Genomic DNA, 20,482 nt, shown 5'->3' on the forward strand with positions numbered 1-20,482 from the left:
ACGTGTTAAGGGGGCTATCGCCGCCCCCTTAACAATCCCGGCTCCCGGCAAGAAAATCGCCGCTTCGCGGTGCCCTCAGCTTATTCCGTCCGGCTATCGGGTCGGGGGCGATCCTACATCCCTGTAGGTCGCCCCCTCTCGGCTCATCCCTGCGCCTCGCCCCGGCCTGCGGTCAACGCTTCGGCGATTTTCAGCCGGACCAGGGAGCCGCTGTAAGCCCGTTGTTTTTTTTATTTCTTCATCGCTGGTTTTTATTATTTTGGTTTTGTAGGCCGGGTAAGGCGAAGCCGCCACCCGGCATTGTTGCGCCGGGCGGCACTGCGTTTGCCCGGCCTACAAACTCAATCGATTAACGCATCAAACGCCACCCGCCCGTCCGGCGTTTGCAGCCAGCGTGGGGCGTTGAGCGTGTCGGCGTAAAAACTTACCAGGTCATACAGCAGCCCTTCCATCACGCGCGCCATCTCCGGCGGCAGGACATTGCTGATTAAAAGCTGCGTGACGGTCTGGCAATAGATGCCCAGCTGGTCGCTTTCCGGCTCGAATGCGGGCAGACGGGAAGGCAGATCGTTAAGGGTGAAATGTTCCACCAGGTGCGCCGGGATGGGCTCGCTGAGCGTGGGTTGCAACAGCGCGAGACAGGCACAAAGACGGGCGCACAGCGCCAGCTTTTCAGCGGGTTCGTCGGTTTCCAGCAGGGTATAAGCAAAACGCTCGCAGTGGTTCGCCAGTACGGTGAAATCGGTGTTATGTGAGAACGGTACGGTAAATAATGGGTGAGTCTGGGTTGGGGTTGTAGCCATAGTGGCAGCCTCCGATAAAGTGTTTTAAACCCACCGTCAGAGGTTCCAATCTCATGGCGGTGGACTGAGCGAGGTTGGAACTACCGGCTTTATCGGATACCGGCGCATCTTACGATGCCCCCGCCAGCCCACCATTGAAGTGCAGCAGAGCGTACGACATAAGGCCTCTTATGTCATCGATAAAGTCAGGCAGGGTTCCAATCCCGACGCCTGATTTTGCAGGCGCAACAGGAAGATACCGAGAGGGTATTAAAGCGACAACCAGCAAAAACCATTCTCAGAAGCCGCCTCGCAAAAAATCAAAGCAACAATGAAATTTGATGAGAATAAATGACTCACAGCGACGCCCGTGTGCGGCTGAAAATCGCTGAGGCGTTGACCGCAGGCCGGGGCGAGGCGCAGGGACGCGCCGAGAGGGGGCGACCTACAGGGATGTAGGATCGCCCCCGACCCGATAGCCGGAGGGAATAAGCTGAGGGCACCGCGAAGCGGCGATTTTCTTGCCGGGAGCCGGGATTGTTAAGGGGGCGGCGATAGCCCCCTTAACACGTTCATGGGTGACGTGGTTTGCAGAGAAGCAAGGAACGCAAGGTGAACAGAACTCCCTCAACCGCCGCATATCCCACCTTCCCCATCCCTACAAATCCCAACAAATCCTTTCCCGCCTTTAAAAACCCGAATAATAACCTCACGAAACTATCGGCATCATACTGCGTAAACGTAATCAACCGGTGGCAAGATGTTTAAAAAAACGTTATCAACAATAATGCTCACCTGCGCCCTTTTCTCCGGCCAACTGATGGCCAGCCATAAAGGACATGAATTTTTTTGGGTGAAGAACGTCGAGCAGCAGCTGCGCCACGAGACGGACAGCGATGAGTTACGGGTGGTGGCAGAAGAGTCGGCAGACGGCTTGCGCGAACATCACCACTGGCAGAAGTCGCGCAAACCGGATACACATTTTCGTTAATTACGCGCCTTTACGCTTCGGCAGCGTTTTGAGCAGATCGTCAGGGCTGACGGAAGCCACCACGCTGCCCGGCTGAGGCATTTTAAGGATGTGATTTTTCATCTTGCCGATGACGTGCATCTCGCATGGACGGCAGTCAAATTTCAGGGTTAACACCTCATCACCATTCACCAGCTGCATCGGCGTCGCCTTCCAGCTCTTGATATTGCCTTTGGCCTGTTTTGGACAGAGGTTGAAGGCGAAGCGCAGGCAGTGCTTGGTGATCATCACCGGTACGTCGCCCTTCTCTTCGTGGGCTTCATACGCAGCATCAATGAGTTCCACGCCATAGCGCTGATAGAACGCCCGCGCCTTGTGGTTGTAGACGTTCGCCAGGAATGAGAGATGCGTTTCCGGGTAGACCGGCGGCGGTACAGAGACCGCTTTGCGGCTGCCACGCGGGTAGTTGGCCAGGCGCGCGGCGTCCAGCATCTCGGCCGTTTCACGACGGAACTGGTTCAACAGGCTGTTCGGCACAAAGAGCGCGCCAGGCAGGTTGACCTGAATATCCCGGGCGTAATAGATAGTCTGACCCAACTTAGCGACGCCATCCTTCAGGTTATTCAGCGCTTTTTCGGCGTTGTTCGCCACCTCAAACTGCCCGTCCAGGGTATGGGTGACGCTGGTACCGTCTTCGCTGGTCATGGTCAGGATCAGCTGCTCTTCCCAGCCGCCCAGCTCGATGTCCACCGCAACGCGGCGCTCGCTGGAGGTTTTCAGCAGCGCCTGCTGCCAGTTATGGTCCAGGTTACGGTTCAGAGGGGTATGCGGCCGCACTTTATGCAGGTCGGCAGGCATTTCGTTTGGCCAGACGCGGTAGCGATTTTCACCGGTTTTCTCCACCGTGTTGGCGCGAAAACCGACCACTTCACGTTTGATCATCACGTTCAGGCCATCGCCATTCGCCAGCGGTTCGGTCACTTCCACATCCAGATGCTCTCTGGAGACCTTCAGCACTTCACCCACCGGCAGGCCGATAAATTTCGGCGAGTCGAACGCGCCGATATCCCCTTTGCGCGCATTCACAAAGTAGTCGGTACTGCCGCGATGGAAGGTCTTGTCGGTAGACGGAATAAAGAAGTGCTCGGTACGTCCGGCGGAGCTGCGGGCCAGATCGCCGCGATCTTCAATAATGGCATCGAGCATCTGGCGGTAATGGGCGGTGATGTTCTTCACATAGCTCATGTCCTTGTAACGCCCTTCAATCTTGAAGGAGCGCACGCCCGCGTCGATCAGCGCGCCCAGGTTAGCGGTCTGGTCGTTGTCTTTCATCGACAGAAGGTGTTTTTCAAAAGCCACCACCCGGCCCTGATCGTCTTTCAGGGTATAGGGGAGACGACACGCCTGGGAGCAGTCGCCGCGGTTGGCGCTGCGCCCGGTCTGGGCGTGGGAGATGTTGCACTGCCCGGAGTAGGCCACGCACAGTGCGCCGTGGATAAAGAACTCGATGGTGGCATCGGTCGCCTGGTGGATATCGCGGATCTGGTTGAGGTTCAGTTCACGGGCCAGCACGATCTGGGTGAAACCGGCATCCGAGAGGAACTTCGCTTTTTCCACGGTGCGGATATCGCACTGGGTACTGGCGTGCAGCTCAATCGGCGGGATATCCATCTCAAGGACACCCATATCCTGGACGATCAGCGCATCGACGCCGGTCTGATACAGATCGGTAATCAGACGCTGCGCCGGTTCCAGTTCATCATCATGAAGAATGGTGTTCAGGGTCACGAACACTTTCGCCCCAAAACGGTGGGCGAACGGCACCAGGTCGGCGATATCACGCAGGCTGTTGCTGGCATTATGGCGGGCGCCAAAACCAGGGCCGCCGATATAGACCGCATCGGCACCGTGAAGGATCGCTTCACGGGCAATGGCGGCGTCACGAGCCGGGCTTAAAAGTTCAAGATGATGGGATGGCAGGCGCATACTTCGTCGTTATCCGTTATGGTCAAAATGGCGGCTATTGTAGTCAGAAGTATGGGCCAGTGAAACAGTTTTGCGTGTCTTTATCGGGGATAATGGATGAGTGAGTGAAAGTGCACCGTCTGGCCGCTGCTGTTGCGGTAGGCGTGCGGTTTATCCCCGGCAAAACGCAGGCCGGTATCAGGCAAAAGCGTCTGCCAGACGCCGTCGATCTGCATCTCCAGCTCACCGCTTATTACTACCACATGCTCAATAACCCCGGCCTCGTGCGGGGTGGATTCACTGAGGGCGCCCGGCGCGAGGGTAATCGAGAAATGATCGTATTTCAGCGCCTCATCCCAGGGAAAGAGCGGTTTCACCACCATCGCCTGCTGCTGGGGATCGAATACCGGCGGGTTTTCCGCTTCGGGGGTGATAAAGGTGGAGAACGGCACGTTGAGTCCGGTAGCGATTTTCCACAGCGTCGAGACCGTCGGGCTGGATTCGTTCCGCTCGACCTGGCCGAGCATTGCTTTTGACACCCCGGTCTCTTCAGCCAGCTTCGACAGGCTCCAGCCGCGCGCCTGGCGCAGCGTTTTCAGCGTAATTGCAAGATGTTGCGTAATGTCCATAGCCCCTCCTCTTGCCGCGAGTGTACCACTTGTATGCTATAACGCACAGTGCTACATTCACGGCTGTTATAACGCACAACGGAGTTCTCATGCGCGCATCCTCGCTTACCTTTCCAACCCTCTTATCCGGTTTCGTTGCCGTACTGGTGGGCTACGCCAGCTCTGCCGCTATTATCTGGCAAGCGTCGGCAGCGGCAGGCGCAACGGCCCCGCAGATTGCAGGCTGGATGACCGCCCTGGGTCTGGGGATGGGGATCAGCACGCTGGGGCTGTCGTGGTGGTATAAAGCGCCGGTGCTCACCGCCTGGTCGACTCCGGGTGCCGCCCTGCTGGCGACCAGCCTGCACGGGGTAACGCTTTCAGAAACCATCGGCATCTTTATTTTTGCCAATGCCTTGATCGTTATCTGTGGCGTCAGCGGCCTGTTTGCCCGACTGATGAAGATCATCCCCCATTCACTGGCGGCGGCGATGCTTGCCGGGGTGCTGCTGCGCTTTGGGCTACAGGCCTTCAGCAATCTGGAGGGGCATCTGCTGTTATGTGGCAGTATGCTGCTGGCCTGGCTGCTGACCAAAGCCTTCGCCCCACGCTATGCCATCGTCGCCACCCTGCTGGTGGGCGGATTAGTCGCGGCGCTGAAAGGTGACGTTGTCACGGACAGGCTCACTTTCGCGCTGGTGATGCCGGAATTTATCGCCCCCACCTTCAATCTCACCACGCTTATCAGCATCGGCCTGCCCTTCTTTTTAGTCACCATGGCGTCACAGAATGCGCCGGGGTTCGCCACGATGAAAGCCTCCGGCTATCCGGTGGCCGTCTCGCCGCTCATCATTGTCACCGGCGGGCTGGCGCTGCTGCTGTCGCCGTTTGGCGTCTACTCCATTTGCATTGCGGCGATCACCGCCGCCATCTGTCAGAGCCCGGATGCGCACCCGGATGCCGGTAAACGCTGGCTGGCTGCGGCTGCGGCGGGAGTCTTTTACCTGCTGGCCGGCATTTTTGGCGGCTCAATTAGCGGACTGATGGCGGCTCTGCCGCTAAGCTGGATCCAGACGCTGGCAGGTCTGGCGCTGCTGGGCACCATCAGCGGCAGTCTGCATCAGGCGCTGCATAATGAGGCCGAGCGCGATGCCGCCATCGTGACCTTTCTGCTGACCGCCAGCGGCGCAACCCTTGCGGGGATAGGCTCGGCGTTCTGGGGGCTGGTGGCGGGCGGCGTCTGCTACGCCCTGCTGCTACGCACTCGCCGCTCGTAGCTGGGACGGCGTAAGCCCGGTGGCGGCGCGAAAGCGGTTGCTGAAATGGCTGGCGGAGCTGAATCCGCAGGCTAGCGCAATGTCGGTGAGCGGCTGGCGGGTGGTCCGCACCAGGGTTTTGGCCTTCTCCATCCGCCGCTGCATCACATACTGGTGCGGCGCCATCTGCATCGACTGACGGAACATGCGGGCAAAATGAAACTCGCTTAAGCTGGCCTGGGCGGCCAGTTCCGCCAGGGTCAGCGGCTGGGCCAGATTCTCTTCGATAAAGGCCAGCACATTACGCAGGACGAACGGCGACAGGCCGCCCGTGACCGTTGGCAACGCCCACTGCACGTTACTGTAATGCTGCACCAGATGGGTCAGCAGCAGTGTGGAGGCGGTACTCAGCGTGAGCTGGTTGGCAGACTGCTGCCAGTCGCAGCCAAGGATAAAATGGCGATACAGGGCGGTGATGCTGGCATCGTCACCAAACAGATTTTCGTCCAGGGTAAAGCTGTAGGGGCTTTTGTCCCACACCTGCTCCCCGACGTTACGCAGGTGGTCATCGGTACAGTAGAGATGCACAAACGACAGATCGTCGCGAATATCCCAGGTGGACTCGCTCTCTTTGGGCATCAGGCAGAAACGGTCCGGACCGCCGCCATTTTTCCAGCCGGCGGTGGTTTTGTGATAGCTCTCGTAGCCGTCGGCGATATAGAGACTGAGCGTATGGTGATCGCAATACTGGGTGATGGTGTCGCGCTTATTCGACCAGGCCGCCAGCTGGATCCCTGAATTCAGCGCCACGGCATTATGCAATACCGCTTTATGTTTGCGCAGATTTTCAAAGGCACCGTAGGTCTCAGCCATAACCACTCACCCGGTTGTTAATAAGAGTTAACAAGTCTAAAAAGTTCTTCGCCTCAGTGCCAGTCCTCTTCCGCGCGGGTCAGGAAAAAAGCGCAAGATTATGCAAGTCCACCGCAAGCCTGTGAAAGAAGACCCGTTTCCCTGCCGCCATACTGACCCCAGACTTTGCTGAAAAGAGAAATAGGATGAACGCATTTTTGTACGCTCTGGTCGTCATTATCTGGGGAACCACCTGGATTGCCATCTATCTACAACAGGGGCCGGTCCCCGCGCCGGTCTCTATTTTCTGGCGCTTTGCCGTCGCCACCGCCACCATCATGGCGGTGCTGCTGATTCTGCGCCGCCTGCGTCCGCTGGCCTTGCGCGACCATCTGTTTTGCGGCCTGCAGGGATGCTGCGTCTTTTGCTTTAATTTCTGGTGTTTTTACACCGCGGCGGCGTATATCAATACCGGGCTGGAGTCGGTGATTTTCTCCATGGCGGTGCTCTATAACGCCCTGAACAGCTTTCTCTTTTTTGGGCAACGCCCGCCCGCGCGTTTTTATCTGGCGGCGGCGCTGGGGCTGCTCGGCATCATCACACTCTTCTGGAACGACCTGCTGGCCAGTGGCTGGAGTGCCGGTCTGCTGTTTGGCATTGCCCTCTCGGCGCTGGGCACCTACGGTTTTTCGCTGGGCAATATGATCAGCCTGCGCCACCAGCGCAACGGTCTGGAGACCATGACCACCAACGCCTGGGCGATGCTGTACGGTACGCTGGTGATGGGGGCGATTGCGCTGATCCGCGGGGATGACTTTACGCCGGTCTGGTCGGTAAGCTACATGGGTGCGCTGCTCTATCTGGCGCTCTTTGGCTCGGTGATTGCCTTTGGCGCCTACTTCACGCTGGTAGGAAGAATTGGCGCAGGAAAGGCGGCTTACAGCACCCTGCTGTTTCCGCTGGTGGCGCTCTCATTTTCTACGGTGTATGAAGGCTATGTCTGGCACAGCAACGGGATTGCGGGGCTGCTGCTGATCTTAACGGGGAATCTGGTGATGTTTGCCCGCCCGGAGAGCTGGTTCCGACGGCTACGAACGGCGTAACAAAACCGGCCTGCTCGCGGCAGGCCGGCCTGATATTATTGGGTTTTATGCACATCAAACATGGTGGCATCGGTCGCCATGTCATCCACAACCTGCTTCAGGGTTGCGAAGGTCATTGGCGTACTTTCGTTGCTCAGCTCTTTACCTTCCCCTTTACGCACCACTTTAATCACCGGCTTGTTGGTCTGGGCGTCAATCAGCTCGCCTTCAAAGTAGAGATGGGTATCCATGGTTCGGTGGCCGGTTGCCATCTGCGTACCTGCCACGACCAGCGCAACAGGAACCACTTCATAGAACTGCAGACCTTCTTTCTGCGAGCTGACGCCCGTGATGGCACCGCGGAAAATCAGGCTGTGCTTACCAGGCGACGCAACAACAGGTTTGCGCTGGCCGATAGCGGTCTTCATTTTGGTGTTGGTATAAGCTAACAATTCATCCAGGGTGCGCTTACCGATTTGGGTGGTCGGTCTTGGCTCCGGATAGTAGGTAATATTGTTCCAGATAATGCTGTCATATTTCGATTCGTCATAAGACGGATCGACCCAGCGCAGCGTTGGTTTGCCCGATGCGGAAGTCGTTTCTTTAAGCCCTGAGTAGTCTTTTAAAAAACCTGAATATTGATCAGGCTCCGCCACTTTTGACGCACAGCCAGCGAGAAGCAACAGGCCGGAGAGCGCGGCAACTTTAAATAAAGTAGTAGTACGCATAATGGGTGTATCCCTGTGAAGTGCAAATATGCAATTGAAGTTATAGCAAAAGTTAGCCGGAAAAAAAGTGACAAAAAATGAGGAAAACAGCACAAATTGAAAAAAGAGTGCCCGTAACGATAACGGGCAGCATTAAATGATTATTTAATATCCACTTGCCAGAATAAATGTTTACCGAACGGGTCTATTTCATAGCCAGTCACCTCTTTACGGACGGGTTCGAAAATAGTGGAGTGCGCAATCATTACCGCAGGCATTTGATCGTGCATCATTTGTTGCGCCTGTTTATATAACGCCACCCGTTTATCGTGATCGTTAATAGATTTAGCTTCAGCAATAATTTTATCAAATGGTGGATAGCACCATTTCGCGGAATTAGAACCGCCGTTGGCCGAGGTACAGGTAAAGAGCGGACCAAAGAAGTTATCCGGGTCGCCCGTGGCCGTGGTCCAGCCCATCAGGGCCGCCTGATGCTCGCCCCCCTTCACCCGCTTGAGGTATTCCCCCCACTCGTAGGTGACGACTTTGGTCTGCACACCAACTTTTGCCCAGTCGGCCTGAATCATCTCGGCCATCCGTTTGGCATTGGGGTTGTACGGACGCTGCACCGGCATCGCCCACAGGTCAATGGTCATCCCGTTGGCAAAGCCGGCCTCTTTCAGCAGGGCTTTGGCCTTTTCAGGATCGTAATCGTAGTCCTTCAACTCGCTGTCCGCGCTCCAGACGCCCGGCGGCAGCAGGTTTTTAGCCGCCGTTCCGGTCCCCTGGAAGACGGCCTCGATAATAGCCGGTTTGTTAATCGCCATCGCCAGCGCCTGGCGCACTTTGACATTATCCAGCGGCGGTTTCTGGGTGTTAAACGACAGGAAGCCGGTATTCAGCCCGGCCTTGCTCATCAGGTTAAGATCTTTGTTGGCCTTCATCCGCGGCAGGTCGGCGGGGTTCGGGAACGGCATCACCTGACACTCGTTTTTCTCCAGCTTGGCGAAACGCACCGAAGCGTCCGGGACGATAGTGAACACCAGACGATCCAGTTTTGCTTTACCCTGCCAGTACTCCGGGAAGGCGGTGAACAGAATGCGCGAGTCTTTCTGGTATTTCGCCAGCTTAAACGGCCCGGTGCCAATCGGCTCCATATCCACCTTCTCTGGCGTGCCGGCTTTCATCATCGCATCCGCATACTCGGCGGAGAGGATCGAGGCGAAGTACCACGCTAAGTCCGCGACAAACGGCGCTTCCGGATGCGCCAGGGTAAAGCGCACCGTGTGATCGTCCACTTTATCAATGGCGGTAATCAGCTTGCCAAACTCCAGGCTTTCGAAATTCGAATAGTTACCGTTAGAGACGTTGTGATAAGGATGCTTCGGATCTTTCTGTCGCATAAACGAGAAGATCACATCATCGGCGTTAAAGTCTCGCGTTGGGGTGAACAGCTTGTTGCTCTGGAACTTCACCCCCTTGCGCAGATGGAAGGTGTAGACCTTGCCGTCTTCGCTCACTTCCCAGCTTTCGGCCAGGCTTGGCACCAGATCGGTAGTGCCCGGCGTAAAATCCACCAGCCGGTTATAGACCGGCACCGCGCTGGCATCCACGCTGGTGCCGGAGGTATAGAGTTGCGGGTTAAAGTTCTCAGGCGATCCTTCGGAACAATAGACCAGCGTTTTAGCGGCAACGGTGGAACTGACCGTCAGCGCGGCGACGGTTAGCGCCAGTTTTGTGAGGTTGCTTTTCATCGCGTTTTCCTGTCTTTTAATTTGACGGCTAATGAATTTTTTGTCGTGCCAAACCATAAATATCATTAAAGTGATTTCGCAAACACCTGATAACTCAAATAAAGAAGGATCCACCATGGCTTCTGCGCTCGCCAGACAATTAACCCAACGCTTCTTTCGCTACCTGGCTGTCACCAGCCAGAGCGACCCAAAGGTGAAAACCCTGCCCTCCACACCCGGCCAGCATGAGATGGCACGGATGCTGGCCGCAGAGCTGCAAACGCTGGGTTTGTCGGAGATCGTGATCGACGAATTTGCCACCGTCACCGCGGTAAAAAAGGGCAATGTACCCGGCGCGCCGCGAATCGGTTTTATCACCCATATCGATACCGTGGACGTCGGTTTGTCACCGGATATTCATCCACAGATCCTCACCTTTACCGGAGATGATCTCTGCCTGAATGCAGAAAAAGATATCTGGCTGCGGGTCAGCGAACATCCTGAAATCCTCGCTTACCCCAATGAAGAGATCATTTTCAGCGACGGCACCAGCGTACTGGGCGCCGACAACAAATCGGCGGTGACGGTGGTGATGACGCTGCTGGAAAACCTTACCGCTGAGCATAAGCATGGCGATATCGTGGTGGCCTTTGTGCCGGACGAAGAGATTGGCCTGTGCGGGGCGAAAGCGCTGGATCTGGCCCGTTTTGATGTCGATTTCGCCTGGACCATCGACTGCTGCGAGCTAGGGGAGATTGTTTACGAGAACTTCAACGCGGCGGCAGCGGAGATTCGCTTTACCGGCGTGACGGCGCACCCCATGTCGGCGAAGGGCGTGCTGGTGAACCCGCTGCTGATGGCAACCGACTACATCAACCATTTCGATCGCCTGCAAACGCCGGAGCATACCGAGGGCCGGGAAGGTTATATCTGGTTTAACGGCATTCAGGCCGGACAGAACGAGGCGCTGCTGAAGGCGAGCATTCGTGATTTCGACCGTGAGAGTTTTGCCGCCCGTAAGGCGCAAATTGGCGAAGTGGCGGAGAAGATTGCGGCTCAACACCCCACCGCGCAGGTAAGCTGGCATATCGAAGATACCTACAGCAACATCAGCAATGCGGTAGGAGACGATCGCCGGGCAATCGACCTGATGTTCGAGGCGATGGAAAGTTTAGGCATCACGCCAAAACCGACCCCAATGCGCGGCGGCACCGACGGTGCAGCGCTCTCGGCGAAGGGGCTGTTGACGCCAAACTTCTTCACCGGCGCCCATAACTTCCACTCGAAGTTTGAGTTTTTACCGTTGAAATCGTTCGAGGCGTCGTACAACACGGCGTTGCAGCTCTGTCTGCTGGCGGCGCGTTAATACGAGATTAAACGCAACGGGAGACCGAGGTGTCTCCCGTTACTTTAGCCTATTGCTTCCCTCTTAAGCGGAGAAAATATTATCAAACAATGACCTTCCACAAAATGCCCCCTCCTGCCAACAACGCGACATTAAGGAGCGCAAAACCCAAGCCCCATAAGCAAAGGCGGCGGTTTTTTTGTATTTCTGCAGCCAGTTGATATTTCAGCGCTTCGTTTTGCGCCAATAACATGTTGCGCATATCCGAAAGTTCCTGCGCATGAGCCTGCTGCGCCTCTACATTCTGACGCTGGTTTTCAACCAGCAGCCTTTGCAATATATCGTGCCGCCCTTCCGACCCGTTCCGGCTTTTATGGATGCTCTCCAGTACAGCCTGATGCTGTGATTCGGTATCCTCTTTTATAAGCTCCAATTCGTAGGCTTGCGTACTAAGCTTATCCGTAACTGTCTCGATGGAAGAGACAATTTTCGCGTTGTTTTTAATGAAGGTCTTGTCGAGACTGAAGAGCGACTCGCTGTTATGTTCAATGCATGCGTTTTGTTTATTAAGTTCAAGGCGCAAGGCGTTTAAAAACAGATCTTGAACAAGCTGATCTAGCAGCCTATCTTCGTTTATTGTTTCCAGCTCAACATTACAGTTTTTCAAGGTGAACGTTCTCTTCCTTTAAAGATTTAACAAAGGCAAAATCGTTATTCAGTACCTTATACATCAGTAGCCACGCGAGGCGCTCGCTGGCTGTAATCGCCGGATCGCGAACATGGTTTTCAATTTCCTGTGCCCGCTGGCTTTTGGCAGCCAATATTACGTTGAGGAAATTACGACTCTCATGATGCCGCTGGGCATAGAGATTAACCGCCTTCCGGTGATCCTCCTGGAGCCGGTTTATTCTCTCTCCCACCGCGCCTTTTTTTTGACATAGATGTTTGAGGATACGTTTCAGCCTTGCGGCTTTCCAAACACTGCGGCGCACATGTTGTTTAAGAACGGATACTTCATCCTTACGTTTTTGCCTGAGGCGTAGGGAAATGAAAGCTGCGAGCCGGTTTGCATCCTGCCTTGAGGCCAGATTGACTTTATTCAAGTCTTGCTGAAGATTTTTTGAAAAAACATATCTGTCAAACCAGTACTTTTTAAGCCTCTCGCGCTCTGTATCCAGATTTATCAGCTCTGGCAGATTTTCTACCGGAAGTTGATGGTCAAGAAGGCATTTATTCCAGTAATCAGACAATTTCCGTTGTGAGTCATAGATGCAATTTTTCAGTTCATTCAGCGGATTTCCGCTTTTTTTAGCGAAAGCGAGATCGAGGTGAGGGAGAACCGCTACATCAGGTTCGACAGCATGTTCCAGCCCGGACAGCGCAGTATAAATACGCTGCGTTTTACGATTATTATTAATAATTCGTTCTATGTATTTTTTTACTGCCAGACCCAGTTTTGAATGTTGCCTTTGCAGGTAAGACAATTCGGTGTCAAAAAGGTCCTGCTCCATGTTCATCTGCTGTTCGATGATCTTTGGCAATGCATATCCCGTGCGCAAACGCGCTAGCGGGTTGGCTGCCTGCTTCAACGAGGCAAGTAAATCTGTCAGGACTTCGCTACGTATCATCTGGCAACGTCTGGCATAATCGTCTTCGCCTGCGTTGATCGCGAGCCAGGTATGACCGCACTCAACGGGATAAATAAGCTCGCTTATGCTCTCCGGCAATCTCAATTCCAGCGTATTGATCTGCTGAAGTAAAAAACGCTGTAATGCTGCTTTATTTACCTCTGACGTTTTAATCAGCCGCTGCAACGTGCCGTCAGAATAGGCGCGAGTAAGCACGATTTTGTAACGGTGTCGCTGCCAGTGCCAGTCTGCTAACAGGTTGTTCTCCAGAGCCTCTGGCTTAAGAAAGGATAATCCGTCAACTTTGCCGGTTAGCAATATGACGTCAGCCGAGGTCAGATAGCGGCTGGCAAGTACGTTCACATAATAACGTTCATTCTCATTGGTGGAATGCGTGCCGGGAAGATCGCGAATCAGCAGTTGCGTTCCATTTTGCCGTTCTGTGTCAAAAAATCGACGCGGCATTAACACATCCACGCTGTCATATACGCGGCTTCCATCCTCAACTTCCTGACGAAAGGCGGCAAAGATCGTTACCGCCTGCTCATCATTAAAAGCAGTTTTTCCATCGTCGTGATGGCTAAAATACCAACTATCATCTTTCGCCATCCGATAGCGATAGGTACGGGCAGTAGACATAGTGCCGAGCTGCTGCCCTCCTCTGAGCAATGTATTTACCTCGTTAAAGCAGGCATCGCGAATACCCAGTAATGTCAGAATCAGTGACGTTTTGCCTACCTGCGATGGGCCGTAAACAATTACCGACACCGAACCTGAAGCGTTATCTGTCGTCTGAATCAGTCTTTGTGCGTCGAACTTCTTCAGAAAGGACGCATAACTCTGCTCCGCCCAGCGATATCGATCCTGAATAAAGTCAGGCCAGGATTTGTCTGAAGTGACTTTCATACAGCTTCGCTTCCTTTTGAACAGCACTCAGGCGCTTAACGGCAAGCAGCAGACCACTACGGCTGGAAAGAGTATCCTTGGCTCCGTAAATTTGCTTCAGGTTGTTCTCAATATGCAGACGCAGATACTCCATTAACATCTGGAAGTTATCGATAATTGCCTGTTCGTTATATAAAGCTAGTTCATCCATCAATCGACGAATGTAGTAAATTTGAGCTTTATCACTGTCGCGGATAATACCGGTAAGTTGATAAAGGCCGTAGGCGAGACTGGCAACCAGCGCCGCTTTACCCACAAGAGCCAGTGGCGTTAAGCCACCGCCGCTATCAGAAGTGTGTTTGCCATCTAGTGTCCCATCCGATGCATCGGCGCCCAGTAACGCAACCATGGCTGTTTTAATAGGGTGGTACTGTTCGCTGCTGGAGAAAAGTGTGTCGAAGATCTGTTTCGGCTGGATCTCCTCGGCAAGTTGCGTTGAACAGAGAGTGTCGTGCCGTGTAACCAGCGTAAAGCGAGTGCGTTCCAGTACCAGCGCAGGTAGGATCTCCAAGACGGTTGTCAGCGCTTTAAAATCGGGGATGGCATCCATGCTTGCTGGTTTGTACAACAAACATGAGATGTCTTTCATCAATTCTTTAGCTTCATCGGTGTCAAAAGGTGGATTTTCATCGCCTTGACATTGATAGCCCATCTTTCCTGCCACTGTCTCAATAGCCAGCGCTGGCGTTTCTTTGGGCAATAACCCTTTCGAACGCAATTTTTGGGTGTTCACTTCTGTTAATGCATTGAAATTATGATCGTAAATCTCTTTCTGTTCGTAACAGTTATTCCAAGCATCCAGTACACGGTTACGGCGTTTTCTGTCTATGTCAATGCCGCGTAGCAATATGCGCTGACCCAATTGCTCAACATTATTTTTCCACCCCTCTTCCTCTTCGCGATAATTCTCTTCGCATTTTTTAAGAGCATTATCATAGTGCTTTTTCGTATGTACTTTTAACGCCCTACGTAGCGCATGCTCATAGGAAGCGGTAGATTTGTCGAATTTTTCCAGTAGTTCATCAATAAATGTTTGTTCGTCCTGCTGGGTATCAGCCAGCATTCTCAAGCCGGTAATGATGTCCGTGACGTCTTCACGTATAAGCCCCATGATCTTATCCAGCGCCATCGCATCACTTGCTGCGCTGCTGGTAAGATGTTTACTGACGGTAATTTCAAGATCTTTAATCCAGGCCTCGCGATTACCCAGCCCTGTTGCAACTACGCTCTCAGCTGTCATTGAGGTCTTTGGGAAAAAACGGGCAGTGGCGCTATTTTTAAGCTCTTTTATCTCTTCTTCGTTCAGCATCTCTGTTTTGGTGACGACAACAACCGGCCCTCGTTCGCTAAAATTTTCCTGTAAATCTTCGAGCACGCCCGATTTGCTATCGTTCGCCAGTAGACTTTGATCGGTCACGAATATCACGCCTCTGGCATTGACCAGGACATGACGCATCATCTCCTGCCAGCGGTGGTTTTTACTGGTCGTCAGCTCATAGCCAGGTAGCAGCGCCCAGGTTATCTGTTCATTTATAAAAGAGTGCTGTTTGCTGATACGAAGTATAGGGTAAAGCAGCTTATAACCATTCTGCTCATATCGACGAATACTGTTCCAGTCACGCAGGAGACTTTTCAGTTCCTCACTACCGTTGCCGTCCCGTTCTTCAATCGTTTTGGTATCCATGTTCAGACAGATATACCTGATTTCAGGATAATGTCCGCTACTATCATCAACTTGTTCAATAAAAAGAGGCATCTGCTCGCCGCGCCCAGGATTCGCATCAAGCCAGTCGTCGTCAATACCCAGAATTTCTTTTGCTAACGTGGTTTTACCTGCACCCTGCATGCCTGCGATCGCATAGACATCTTGTTCATGTAATAAGGTGGTTAATTCAACCTGACGTAAAACATCGGTAATCTTTTCAATTTGGTCATACTCCTCATCATGCTCGATGGAGAGAGTTAATGCGCTAAGCAAAGCTTGACGTAAATTCTTTAAAAGATTGATATTAATCGGCATAACATACCTTCCTGAAGCGTGTTTTGGTATTTTATCCCCACTATATGCACTTTCACTGACAGATGGCGTCACCGTTCAGAAAGGGGCGGAAATAAAGACGAGGTAAGGCTTGGGATTCTCAGGGGGTTATCGGCAGGATGAGGGCATTATTTAATTAAAATTTCTTACCTCTTCTATCTGAAAAGGTAAGAAATTAACACGAAGGTTTCTTAATCCGGTTTACGCGCCAGCATCGTGGCAAAACGCAGCTTAATGCGGTTCCCCTGGGCGTCGGTGCGGTGCAGCTCGCCCACCTCCTCGTTATATTTCAGCAGTTCCCAGCCCGCATAGTAGTCGCTTAACTCGCCGGTTTTAAACGCGAACGGGAAGCCGACATTACACGGATAATCATCAGTATCCATTGCGGCCACAATCAGGTTATAGCCGCCGGGTTTCGTGCAGCGCTGCATGTTGTCGATAAGATTGGGGATGGTTTCCGCCTGCAGGAACATCATCACTACGGTGGAGAGAATAAAATCGTATTCGCCGTCAAAGCGCAGGGTGTTGAGATCCTGAACCGCCGTCTGCAGGTTAGTGATCCCCTCTTTCGCCTTGATGCTCTCGATATTCTCGATGCCCATCGGATTTTTATCCCACGCGGTGACGTCAAAGCCGTTCGCCGCAAGGTAGAGGCTGTTTCGCCCGTTGCCGCAGCCGAGATCCAGCGTCTTGCCCGGCTTAACAATCCCGGCGCTGTAGAGCACTTCGGAGTGGGTACGGGTCAGGCCATATTTTTCGGTAAAGTAGTTCTCATCAAACACAGTCATTCTTTTTCCTCAGCTTGCATAAGCGTTGCTTTGTCTGCACGAACCAACAGTTTCCCCTGCATCAACAGGATAAACGTACGCACCAGTAATAGCGCAATGATGGCATTGGTAAAAATAAAGAGCGGAATGGCGATGGCGTGAAAGAAACCGGACGGGCTACTCTGCCCCAGATGCAAGCCGGTGGTGGCCAACGCCGAGACGCCGAAAGAAAAGCTCCAGAATGAAGCATTAAAGGGCTGCGACAGATACCAGGGCATCAGGCGCAGGGTAAAGAGTAATTGCAACAGACCGTAGCCGAACAGCATTTTGGCAAAGGTATCCGCCTCGCCGCCGTTGACGCTGAGCCACGCGCTACAGGCCACCAGCGCAGGGGCCAGCTGAATACCGAGAGATGAGCGCATTGGCGCAGGCAGTTCACCCGCGCTGCGCAGCCGTTGCAGGATGACTGGTTCCAGGCTCAGCCAGGAGAAGACCCCCGCACCGAGAAACACCAGCCCGGCATCGTGAAACCCGAGTGCGCCGCAGGCCATCGCGCTGATAAAGTTGTTGGCCACCGTAGGCAGGTAGAGCCCCGGGGTGGTTGCCTCCTCAGGATGTTTGCCGCGCCACAGCCCGGCGGATTGCCACGCCGCATAGCTCAACTGCACCACCACGCCCACGCTGAACAGGGCCAGCGCCAGCGGGCGATACCATGGCACAAAGCCAATCGCCACCAGCATGGTGGTGGCCGGGAACAGACTCACAAAGCTGCTCATTACCGGATGACGCATCTCCGCCAGGACGCTGCCGGGAAACCGCACCGCGCGGGTGATAAACGCCACGGTTAACAGCAGCCAGATCGTCATCGCCAGCAACACCAGCATCTCCCCCGGCCAGTGCGGCACCGGCCAGATGATGCTGGCATAGCGCCAGGCGAAGCCCATACCAATCGTACCCAGCACCATACCGTAGTAGCCAGCGGGCAAATTAAGAACGCGTTCAGCGGGTTTAGTCTTGTACATTTTTTTTTAAGCTATAAATTATATTTGAAATGCTAGTTTAAGGAGTTTCATTTGCCGATGCCACTCTTTCGATCAAGCCAAAGTTTGCTACGGTTAGTAAAGAGGACAACTGCGGACACAGTGATGAATAAATATCAACTCAGCGAAGAGAGCCGTCTGCACCACTGGCAGGATGGCGAGACCAAAACAGCGGTAAAAGTACGCCAGATTATCGCCGCGCGTGATTTCAGCGATGTGAAAAGCGGCACCCGGGGGGGCTGGATCGATGACCAATCGGCGCTCTCGCAGGAGGATGACTGCTGGATCTACGACGAGAACAGCGTGGTCTTTGCCGGGGCACAGGTGAGCGGTAACGCGCGCCTTACCCGGCCATGCGTAATTAGTCATCAGGCGTCTGTCGGCGATAACGCATGGGTTGACGGAGCCGAGATCGGCCACGGCGCGCGCTTAAGTGACAACGTCACCGTTCAGTCTTCGGTGGTGCGCGGCGAATGCCATCTCTTTGGTAATGCCCGCGTCCTGCACAACAGCATGGTGATCGCCGCTAAAGGGTTAACCCCGGACAATGAGCAGATCCTGCGTATTTTTGGCGAGGCCACGGTCAGCCAGTCGCGGGTAGTGCATCAGGCGCAGATCTACGGCAACGCCATTGTCAGCTACGCCTTTGTTGAGCATCGCGCTGAAATTTTCGACAACGCGCTGATCGAAGGCAACGAAGTGAACAACGTCTGGGTATGCGACTGCGCCAAAGTGTACGGCAACGCGCGCCTGCTCGCGGGGCTGGAGGAGGATGCCATCCCTACCCTGCGCTACAGCTCCCAGGTGGCGGAAAATGCCCTGGTTGAGGGCAACTGCGTGATTAAACACCATGTGCTGATTGGCGGCGAAGCCTGGCTACGCGGCGGACCGATTTTAATAGATGACAAAGTGGTGATTCAGGGTCGGGCACGCATTCGCGGGGAAGTGCTGATCGAGCATCATATTGAGATTACCGATGACGCGGTGATTGAGGCGGCGGAAGGCGAGATGATCCACCTGCGCGGTGAGAAGGTGATTAACGGCGCGCAGCATATCACCCGCACGCCGCTGATTGGTGCATTATGAGGTGCAGATCCGGGCATAGATGTTCTGGTCGTCATAGCGTCCGTTGAGGAATTCCGCCTCTTTCAGACACCCTTCCAGCACAAAGCCGTTGCGCAGCGCCACCTGATTGCTGGCGGCGTTGTCAACGCGGCACTTGATGACGAAACGGCGGATCTCTCCGCGTCCGGCGTAGTGGCGGATAAAGGCCTCCAGTGCCTGGGACAAAATACCCTGCCCCTGATGCGCTTCATCCAGCCAGTAGCCGATATAGCCGGTTTTATTCAGCGGCTCGATGGCGTTAAACGACAGCACCCCCACCAGCGCATTATCGTGAAAAATCAGGAACATCTTGGCGTAACCACGTTGATGCAGCATCTGGTTGCTCTGAATGTTCTGGCGGGTGTCCTCTTCGGTGCCGACATATTGCGGCCAGTTAAGGTAGTCCTGTAACCACGCCCGGTTTTTGATCACCAGATTATGCAGCTCGGAGGTGTAACGCTCGTCGGCGGCACGCAGTTCGATATGCGCATTGACGGGAATGAACTCTTCAGTTGGTGTGGTCATCGTGCTTCCTCTGCAACGCCGGGCGGCGCATGCGCTTGCCCGGCCTACGGTTTGGTGCAGTTCGTAGGCCGGGTAAGGCGCAGCCGCCACCCGGCAAAGGCTTAACGCATTACGCGGTCGTCTACATACTGACGTTTATCCGGCGCGGGCGGGAAATAGTGATACAGCCAGGTTTCGCTGATCGCTTCGCCCTGACAGCGCAGGAACATCCGTATATCCACCGTATCGGTCGAATCGCTGGTCGGGTACCAGTCAAACTGGATGCGATAGCCATCGAACGGCTCGACGTAGAGGATCTCAATCTGCTTCGCTTCGCCACTGGAGAGGGTGATTACCGGCTCGATCCCTTTTGGCGCGGCCGCTTTCAGATCGCCGCCGACAAAATCGACCGCAAAACGGCGCGCCCACACCTTCGGATAGTGCTCGCCAGGGGCCCAGCCTTCCGGGAAGCCGCCCATGCCGGTACGGGTGGCCAGCACGTTTGCCAGCGGGGAACGGACCGGCGGCCTGGCGCTCCAGTAGAGACGGTACTGGAAGTTCAGTTTATCCCCCGCCTTCACCGGTTTTTCCGGCTGCCAGAAGCAGACCACGTTATCCAGGGTTTCGCCGGTGGTCGGGATCTCCATCAGCCCGACGGTGCCTTTGCCCCACTGGTTACGTGGCTCAACCCACAGGCTTGGGCGCTTGTTGTACCAGCCCATGATGTCCTGATAGTGGGAGAAGTCGCGGTCAAGCTGGAGCAGACCAAAACCTTTCGGGTTTTTGTCGGTATAGGCGTTGTATTGCAGCTTTTGCGGGTTATTCAGCGGGCGGCAAACCCATTCGCCGTTGCCGCGCCACATCGCCAGACGATCGGAGTCGTGGATCTGCGGATGAATGGTGTCGCAGACGCGGCGCTCGTTGTTGCCGCAGGCGAACATGCTGGTCATCGGGGCAATACCCAACTGCTGGATCTCTTCACGGGCGTAGAGATGGTTTTCGACATCCATGATCACCTGGGTCTTCTCGCAGTGGATCACAAACTTATAGGCCCCGGTGATGCTCGGGCTGTCGAGCAGGGTGTAGACCGTGAAGGTGGTCGCCCCGGGTTTAACGGTTTCAAACCAGAAGGCGGTGAAGTCCGGGAACTCCTCGG

Annotated in this window: 18 protein-coding genes; 5 read left to right on the top strand and 13 right to left on the bottom strand. The window is 54.4% G+C overall.

Features of this window, described 5'->3' with window-relative positions; translation table 11 throughout:
* Positions 1–341 precede the first annotated feature (341 nt).
* Positions 342–803 carry a hypothetical protein gene (locus WFM46_RS17735; RefSeq protein WP_336998148.1) on the bottom strand — a complete coding sequence of 154 codons (462 nt, stop codon included), beginning with the start codon at positions 801–803 and terminating at the stop codon, positions 342–344.
* Between the two features lie 739 nt (positions 804–1,542).
* Between WFM46_RS17735 and WFM46_RS17740 the strand changes: the two genes are divergently transcribed.
* Complete coding sequence (locus WFM46_RS17740; protein ID WP_336998149.1) at positions 1,543–1,773, top strand: DUF2554 family protein; 231 nt, start codon at positions 1,543–1,545, stop codon at positions 1,771–1,773.
* Here WFM46_RS17740 and WFM46_RS17745 read toward each other — a convergent pair whose 3' ends face one another.
* Both WFM46_RS17745 and WFM46_RS17750 read right to left on the bottom strand, forming a co-directional pair.
* The gene (locus WFM46_RS17745) at positions 1,774–3,738 is read right to left on the bottom strand and encodes a peptidase U32 family protein (RefSeq protein WP_103822065.1); all 1,965 of its coding nucleotides are present in this window, start codon (positions 3,736–3,738) and stop codon (positions 1,774–1,776) included.
* Between the two features lie 80 nt (positions 3,739–3,818).
* Positions 3,819–4,346 carry a helix-turn-helix domain-containing protein gene (locus tag WFM46_RS17750; RefSeq protein WP_103179718.1) on the bottom strand — a complete coding sequence of 176 codons (528 nt, stop codon included), beginning with the start codon at positions 4,344–4,346 and terminating at the stop codon, positions 3,819–3,821.
* Between the two features lie 68 nt (positions 4,347–4,414).
* Here WFM46_RS17750 and WFM46_RS17755 point away from each other — a divergent pair, with 68 nt between their 5' ends.
* Positions 4,415–5,602, top strand: a complete 1,188-nt coding sequence (locus WFM46_RS17755) for a benzoate/H(+) symporter BenE family transporter (RefSeq protein ID WP_336998160.1) — start codon at positions 4,415–4,417, stop codon at positions 5,600–5,602.
* Here the strand turns inward: WFM46_RS17755 and WFM46_RS17760 are convergent.
* Complete coding sequence (locus WFM46_RS17760) at positions 5,582–6,454, bottom strand: AraC family transcriptional regulator (RefSeq protein WP_180209344.1); 873 nt, start codon at positions 6,452–6,454, stop codon at positions 5,582–5,584. The two genes, WFM46_RS17755 and WFM46_RS17760, sit on opposite strands and share 21 nt — an antisense overlap.
* 185 nt (positions 6,455–6,639) lie before the next feature.
* On the opposite strand from WFM46_RS17760, the gene WFM46_RS17765 reads away from it, so the two are divergent.
* Entirely contained in the window at positions 6,640–7,536 is an 897-nt protein-coding gene (locus WFM46_RS17765) for a DMT family transporter (protein WP_336998150.1), read from the top strand.
* A gap of 35 nt (positions 7,537–7,571) precedes the next feature.
* On the opposite strand, the gene WFM46_RS17770 is transcribed toward WFM46_RS17765, so the two are convergent.
* Both WFM46_RS17770 and WFM46_RS17775 read right to left on the bottom strand, forming a co-directional pair.
* Entirely contained in the window at positions 7,572–8,243 is a 672-nt protein-coding gene (locus WFM46_RS17770) for a DUF3313 domain-containing protein (RefSeq protein WP_103179722.1), read from the bottom strand.
* Positions 8,244–8,383: 140 nt separating this feature from the next.
* The gene (locus tag WFM46_RS17775) at positions 8,384–9,976 is read right to left on the bottom strand and encodes an ABC transporter substrate-binding protein (RefSeq protein ID WP_336998151.1); all 1,593 of its coding nucleotides are present in this window, start codon (positions 9,974–9,976) and stop codon (positions 8,384–8,386) included.
* Positions 9,977–10,091: 115 nt separating this feature from the next.
* Here WFM46_RS17775 and pepT point away from each other — a divergent pair, with 115 nt between their 5' ends.
* Positions 10,092–11,321: a peptidase T gene (gene pepT / locus WFM46_RS17780; RefSeq protein WP_103179724.1), complete on the top strand. Its 1,230-nt coding sequence runs from the start codon at positions 10,092–10,094 to the stop codon at positions 11,319–11,321.
* Between the two features lie 82 nt (positions 11,322–11,403).
* On the opposite strand, the gene WFM46_RS17785 is transcribed toward pepT, so the two are convergent.
* The 5 genes from WFM46_RS17785 to tehA form a co-directional block, all read right to left on the bottom strand.
* Positions 11,404–11,967 (bottom strand): hypothetical protein, encoded by a 564-nt coding sequence (locus tag WFM46_RS17785; RefSeq protein ID WP_336998152.1) that lies wholly within the window; start codon positions 11,965–11,967, stop codon positions 11,404–11,406.
* Positions 11,954–13,834: a hypothetical protein gene (locus WFM46_RS17790; protein ID WP_336998153.1), complete on the bottom strand. Its 1,881-nt coding sequence runs from the start codon at positions 13,832–13,834 to the stop codon at positions 11,954–11,956. The genes WFM46_RS17785 and WFM46_RS17790 overlap by 14 nt, the downstream gene beginning before the upstream one ends.
* Positions 13,803–15,893 (bottom strand): hypothetical protein, encoded by a 2,091-nt coding sequence (locus tag WFM46_RS17795; protein WP_336998154.1) that lies wholly within the window; start codon positions 15,891–15,893, stop codon positions 13,803–13,805. The genes WFM46_RS17790 and WFM46_RS17795 overlap by 32 nt, the downstream gene beginning before the upstream one ends.
* A 209-nt stretch (positions 15,894–16,102) precedes the next feature.
* Positions 16,103–16,699: a tellurite resistance methyltransferase TehB gene (tehB, locus tag WFM46_RS17800; RefSeq protein WP_336998155.1), complete on the bottom strand. Its 597-nt coding sequence runs from the start codon at positions 16,697–16,699 to the stop codon at positions 16,103–16,105.
* Positions 16,696–17,700 (bottom strand): dicarboxylate transporter/tellurite-resistance protein TehA, encoded by a 1,005-nt coding sequence (gene tehA / locus WFM46_RS17805; RefSeq protein WP_336998156.1) that lies wholly within the window; start codon positions 17,698–17,700, stop codon positions 16,696–16,698. Before tehA ends, tehB begins: the two co-directional genes overlap by 4 nt.
* Before the next feature lie 123 nt (positions 17,701–17,823).
* Between tehA and ydcK the strand changes: the two genes are divergently transcribed.
* Complete coding sequence (ydcK, locus tag WFM46_RS17810; RefSeq protein WP_336998157.1) at positions 17,824–18,804, top strand: YdcK family protein; 981 nt, start codon at positions 17,824–17,826, stop codon at positions 18,802–18,804.
* On the opposite strand, the gene rimL is transcribed toward ydcK, so the two are convergent.
* Together rimL and WFM46_RS17820 are read right to left on the bottom strand one after the other, a co-directional pair.
* Positions 18,799–19,347 carry a 50S ribosomal protein L7/L12-serine acetyltransferase gene (rimL, locus tag WFM46_RS17815; RefSeq protein ID WP_336998158.1) on the bottom strand — a complete coding sequence of 183 codons (549 nt, stop codon included), beginning with the start codon at positions 19,345–19,347 and terminating at the stop codon, positions 18,799–18,801. The genes ydcK and rimL overlap by 6 nt on opposite strands.
* A gap of 101 nt (positions 19,348–19,448) precedes the next feature.
* The coding region (locus WFM46_RS17820; protein WP_336998159.1) for a glucan biosynthesis protein D at positions 19,449–20,482 on the bottom strand (1,034 nt) is incomplete at its 5' end.

The organism is Leclercia sp. M50 (genome assembly GCF_037150775.1).
Taxonomy (GTDB): domain Bacteria; phylum Pseudomonadota; class Gammaproteobacteria; order Enterobacterales; family Enterobacteriaceae; genus Enterobacter.

What these genes read in the sequence shown, in the direction of transcription:
- WFM46_RS17795 (WP_336998154.1), bottom strand. Translation starts at nt 15,893, where the DNA reads ATGCCGATTAATATCAATCTTTTAAAGAATTTACGTCAAGCTTTGCTT.
- WFM46_RS17735 (WP_336998148.1), bottom strand. Translation starts at nt 803, where the DNA reads ATGGCTACAACCCCAACCCAGACTCACCCATTATTTACCGTACCGTTC.
- WFM46_RS17775 (WP_336998151.1), bottom strand. Translation starts at nt 9,976, where the DNA reads ATGAAAAGCAACCTCACAAAACTGGCGCTAACCGTCGCCGCGCTGACG.
- WFM46_RS17750 (WP_103179718.1), bottom strand. Translation starts at nt 4,346, where the DNA reads ATGGACATTACGCAACATCTTGCAATTACGCTGAAAACGCTGCGCCAG.
- WFM46_RS17745 (WP_103822065.1), bottom strand. Translation starts at nt 3,738, where the DNA reads ATGCGCCTGCCATCCCATCATCTTGAACTTTTAAGCCCGGCTCGTGAC.
- rimL (WP_336998158.1), bottom strand. Translation starts at nt 19,347, where the DNA reads ATGACCACACCAACTGAAGAGTTCATTCCCGTCAATGCGCATATCGAA.
- tehA (WP_336998156.1), bottom strand. Translation starts at nt 17,700, where the DNA reads ATGTACAAGACTAAACCCGCTGAACGCGTTCTTAATTTGCCCGCTGGC.
- tehB (WP_336998155.1), bottom strand. Translation starts at nt 16,699, where the DNA reads ATGACTGTGTTTGATGAGAACTACTTTACCGAAAAATATGGCCTGACC.
- ydcK (WP_336998157.1), top strand. Translation starts at nt 17,824, where the DNA reads ATGAATAAATATCAACTCAGCGAAGAGAGCCGTCTGCACCACTGGCAG.
- WFM46_RS17790 (WP_336998153.1), bottom strand. Translation starts at nt 13,834, where the DNA reads ATGAAAGTCACTTCAGACAAATCCTGGCCTGACTTTATTCAGGATCGA.
- WFM46_RS17760 (WP_180209344.1), bottom strand. Translation starts at nt 6,454, where the DNA reads ATGGCTGAGACCTACGGTGCCTTTGAAAATCTGCGCAAACATAAAGCG.
- WFM46_RS17740 (WP_336998149.1), top strand. Translation starts at nt 1,543, where the DNA reads ATGTTTAAAAAAACGTTATCAACAATAATGCTCACCTGCGCCCTTTTC.
- WFM46_RS17770 (WP_103179722.1), bottom strand. Translation starts at nt 8,243, where the DNA reads ATGCGTACTACTACTTTATTTAAAGTTGCCGCGCTCTCCGGCCTGTTG.
- WFM46_RS17765 (WP_336998150.1), top strand. Translation starts at nt 6,640, where the DNA reads ATGAACGCATTTTTGTACGCTCTGGTCGTCATTATCTGGGGAACCACC.
- pepT (WP_103179724.1), top strand. Translation starts at nt 10,092, where the DNA reads ATGGCTTCTGCGCTCGCCAGACAATTAACCCAACGCTTCTTTCGCTAC.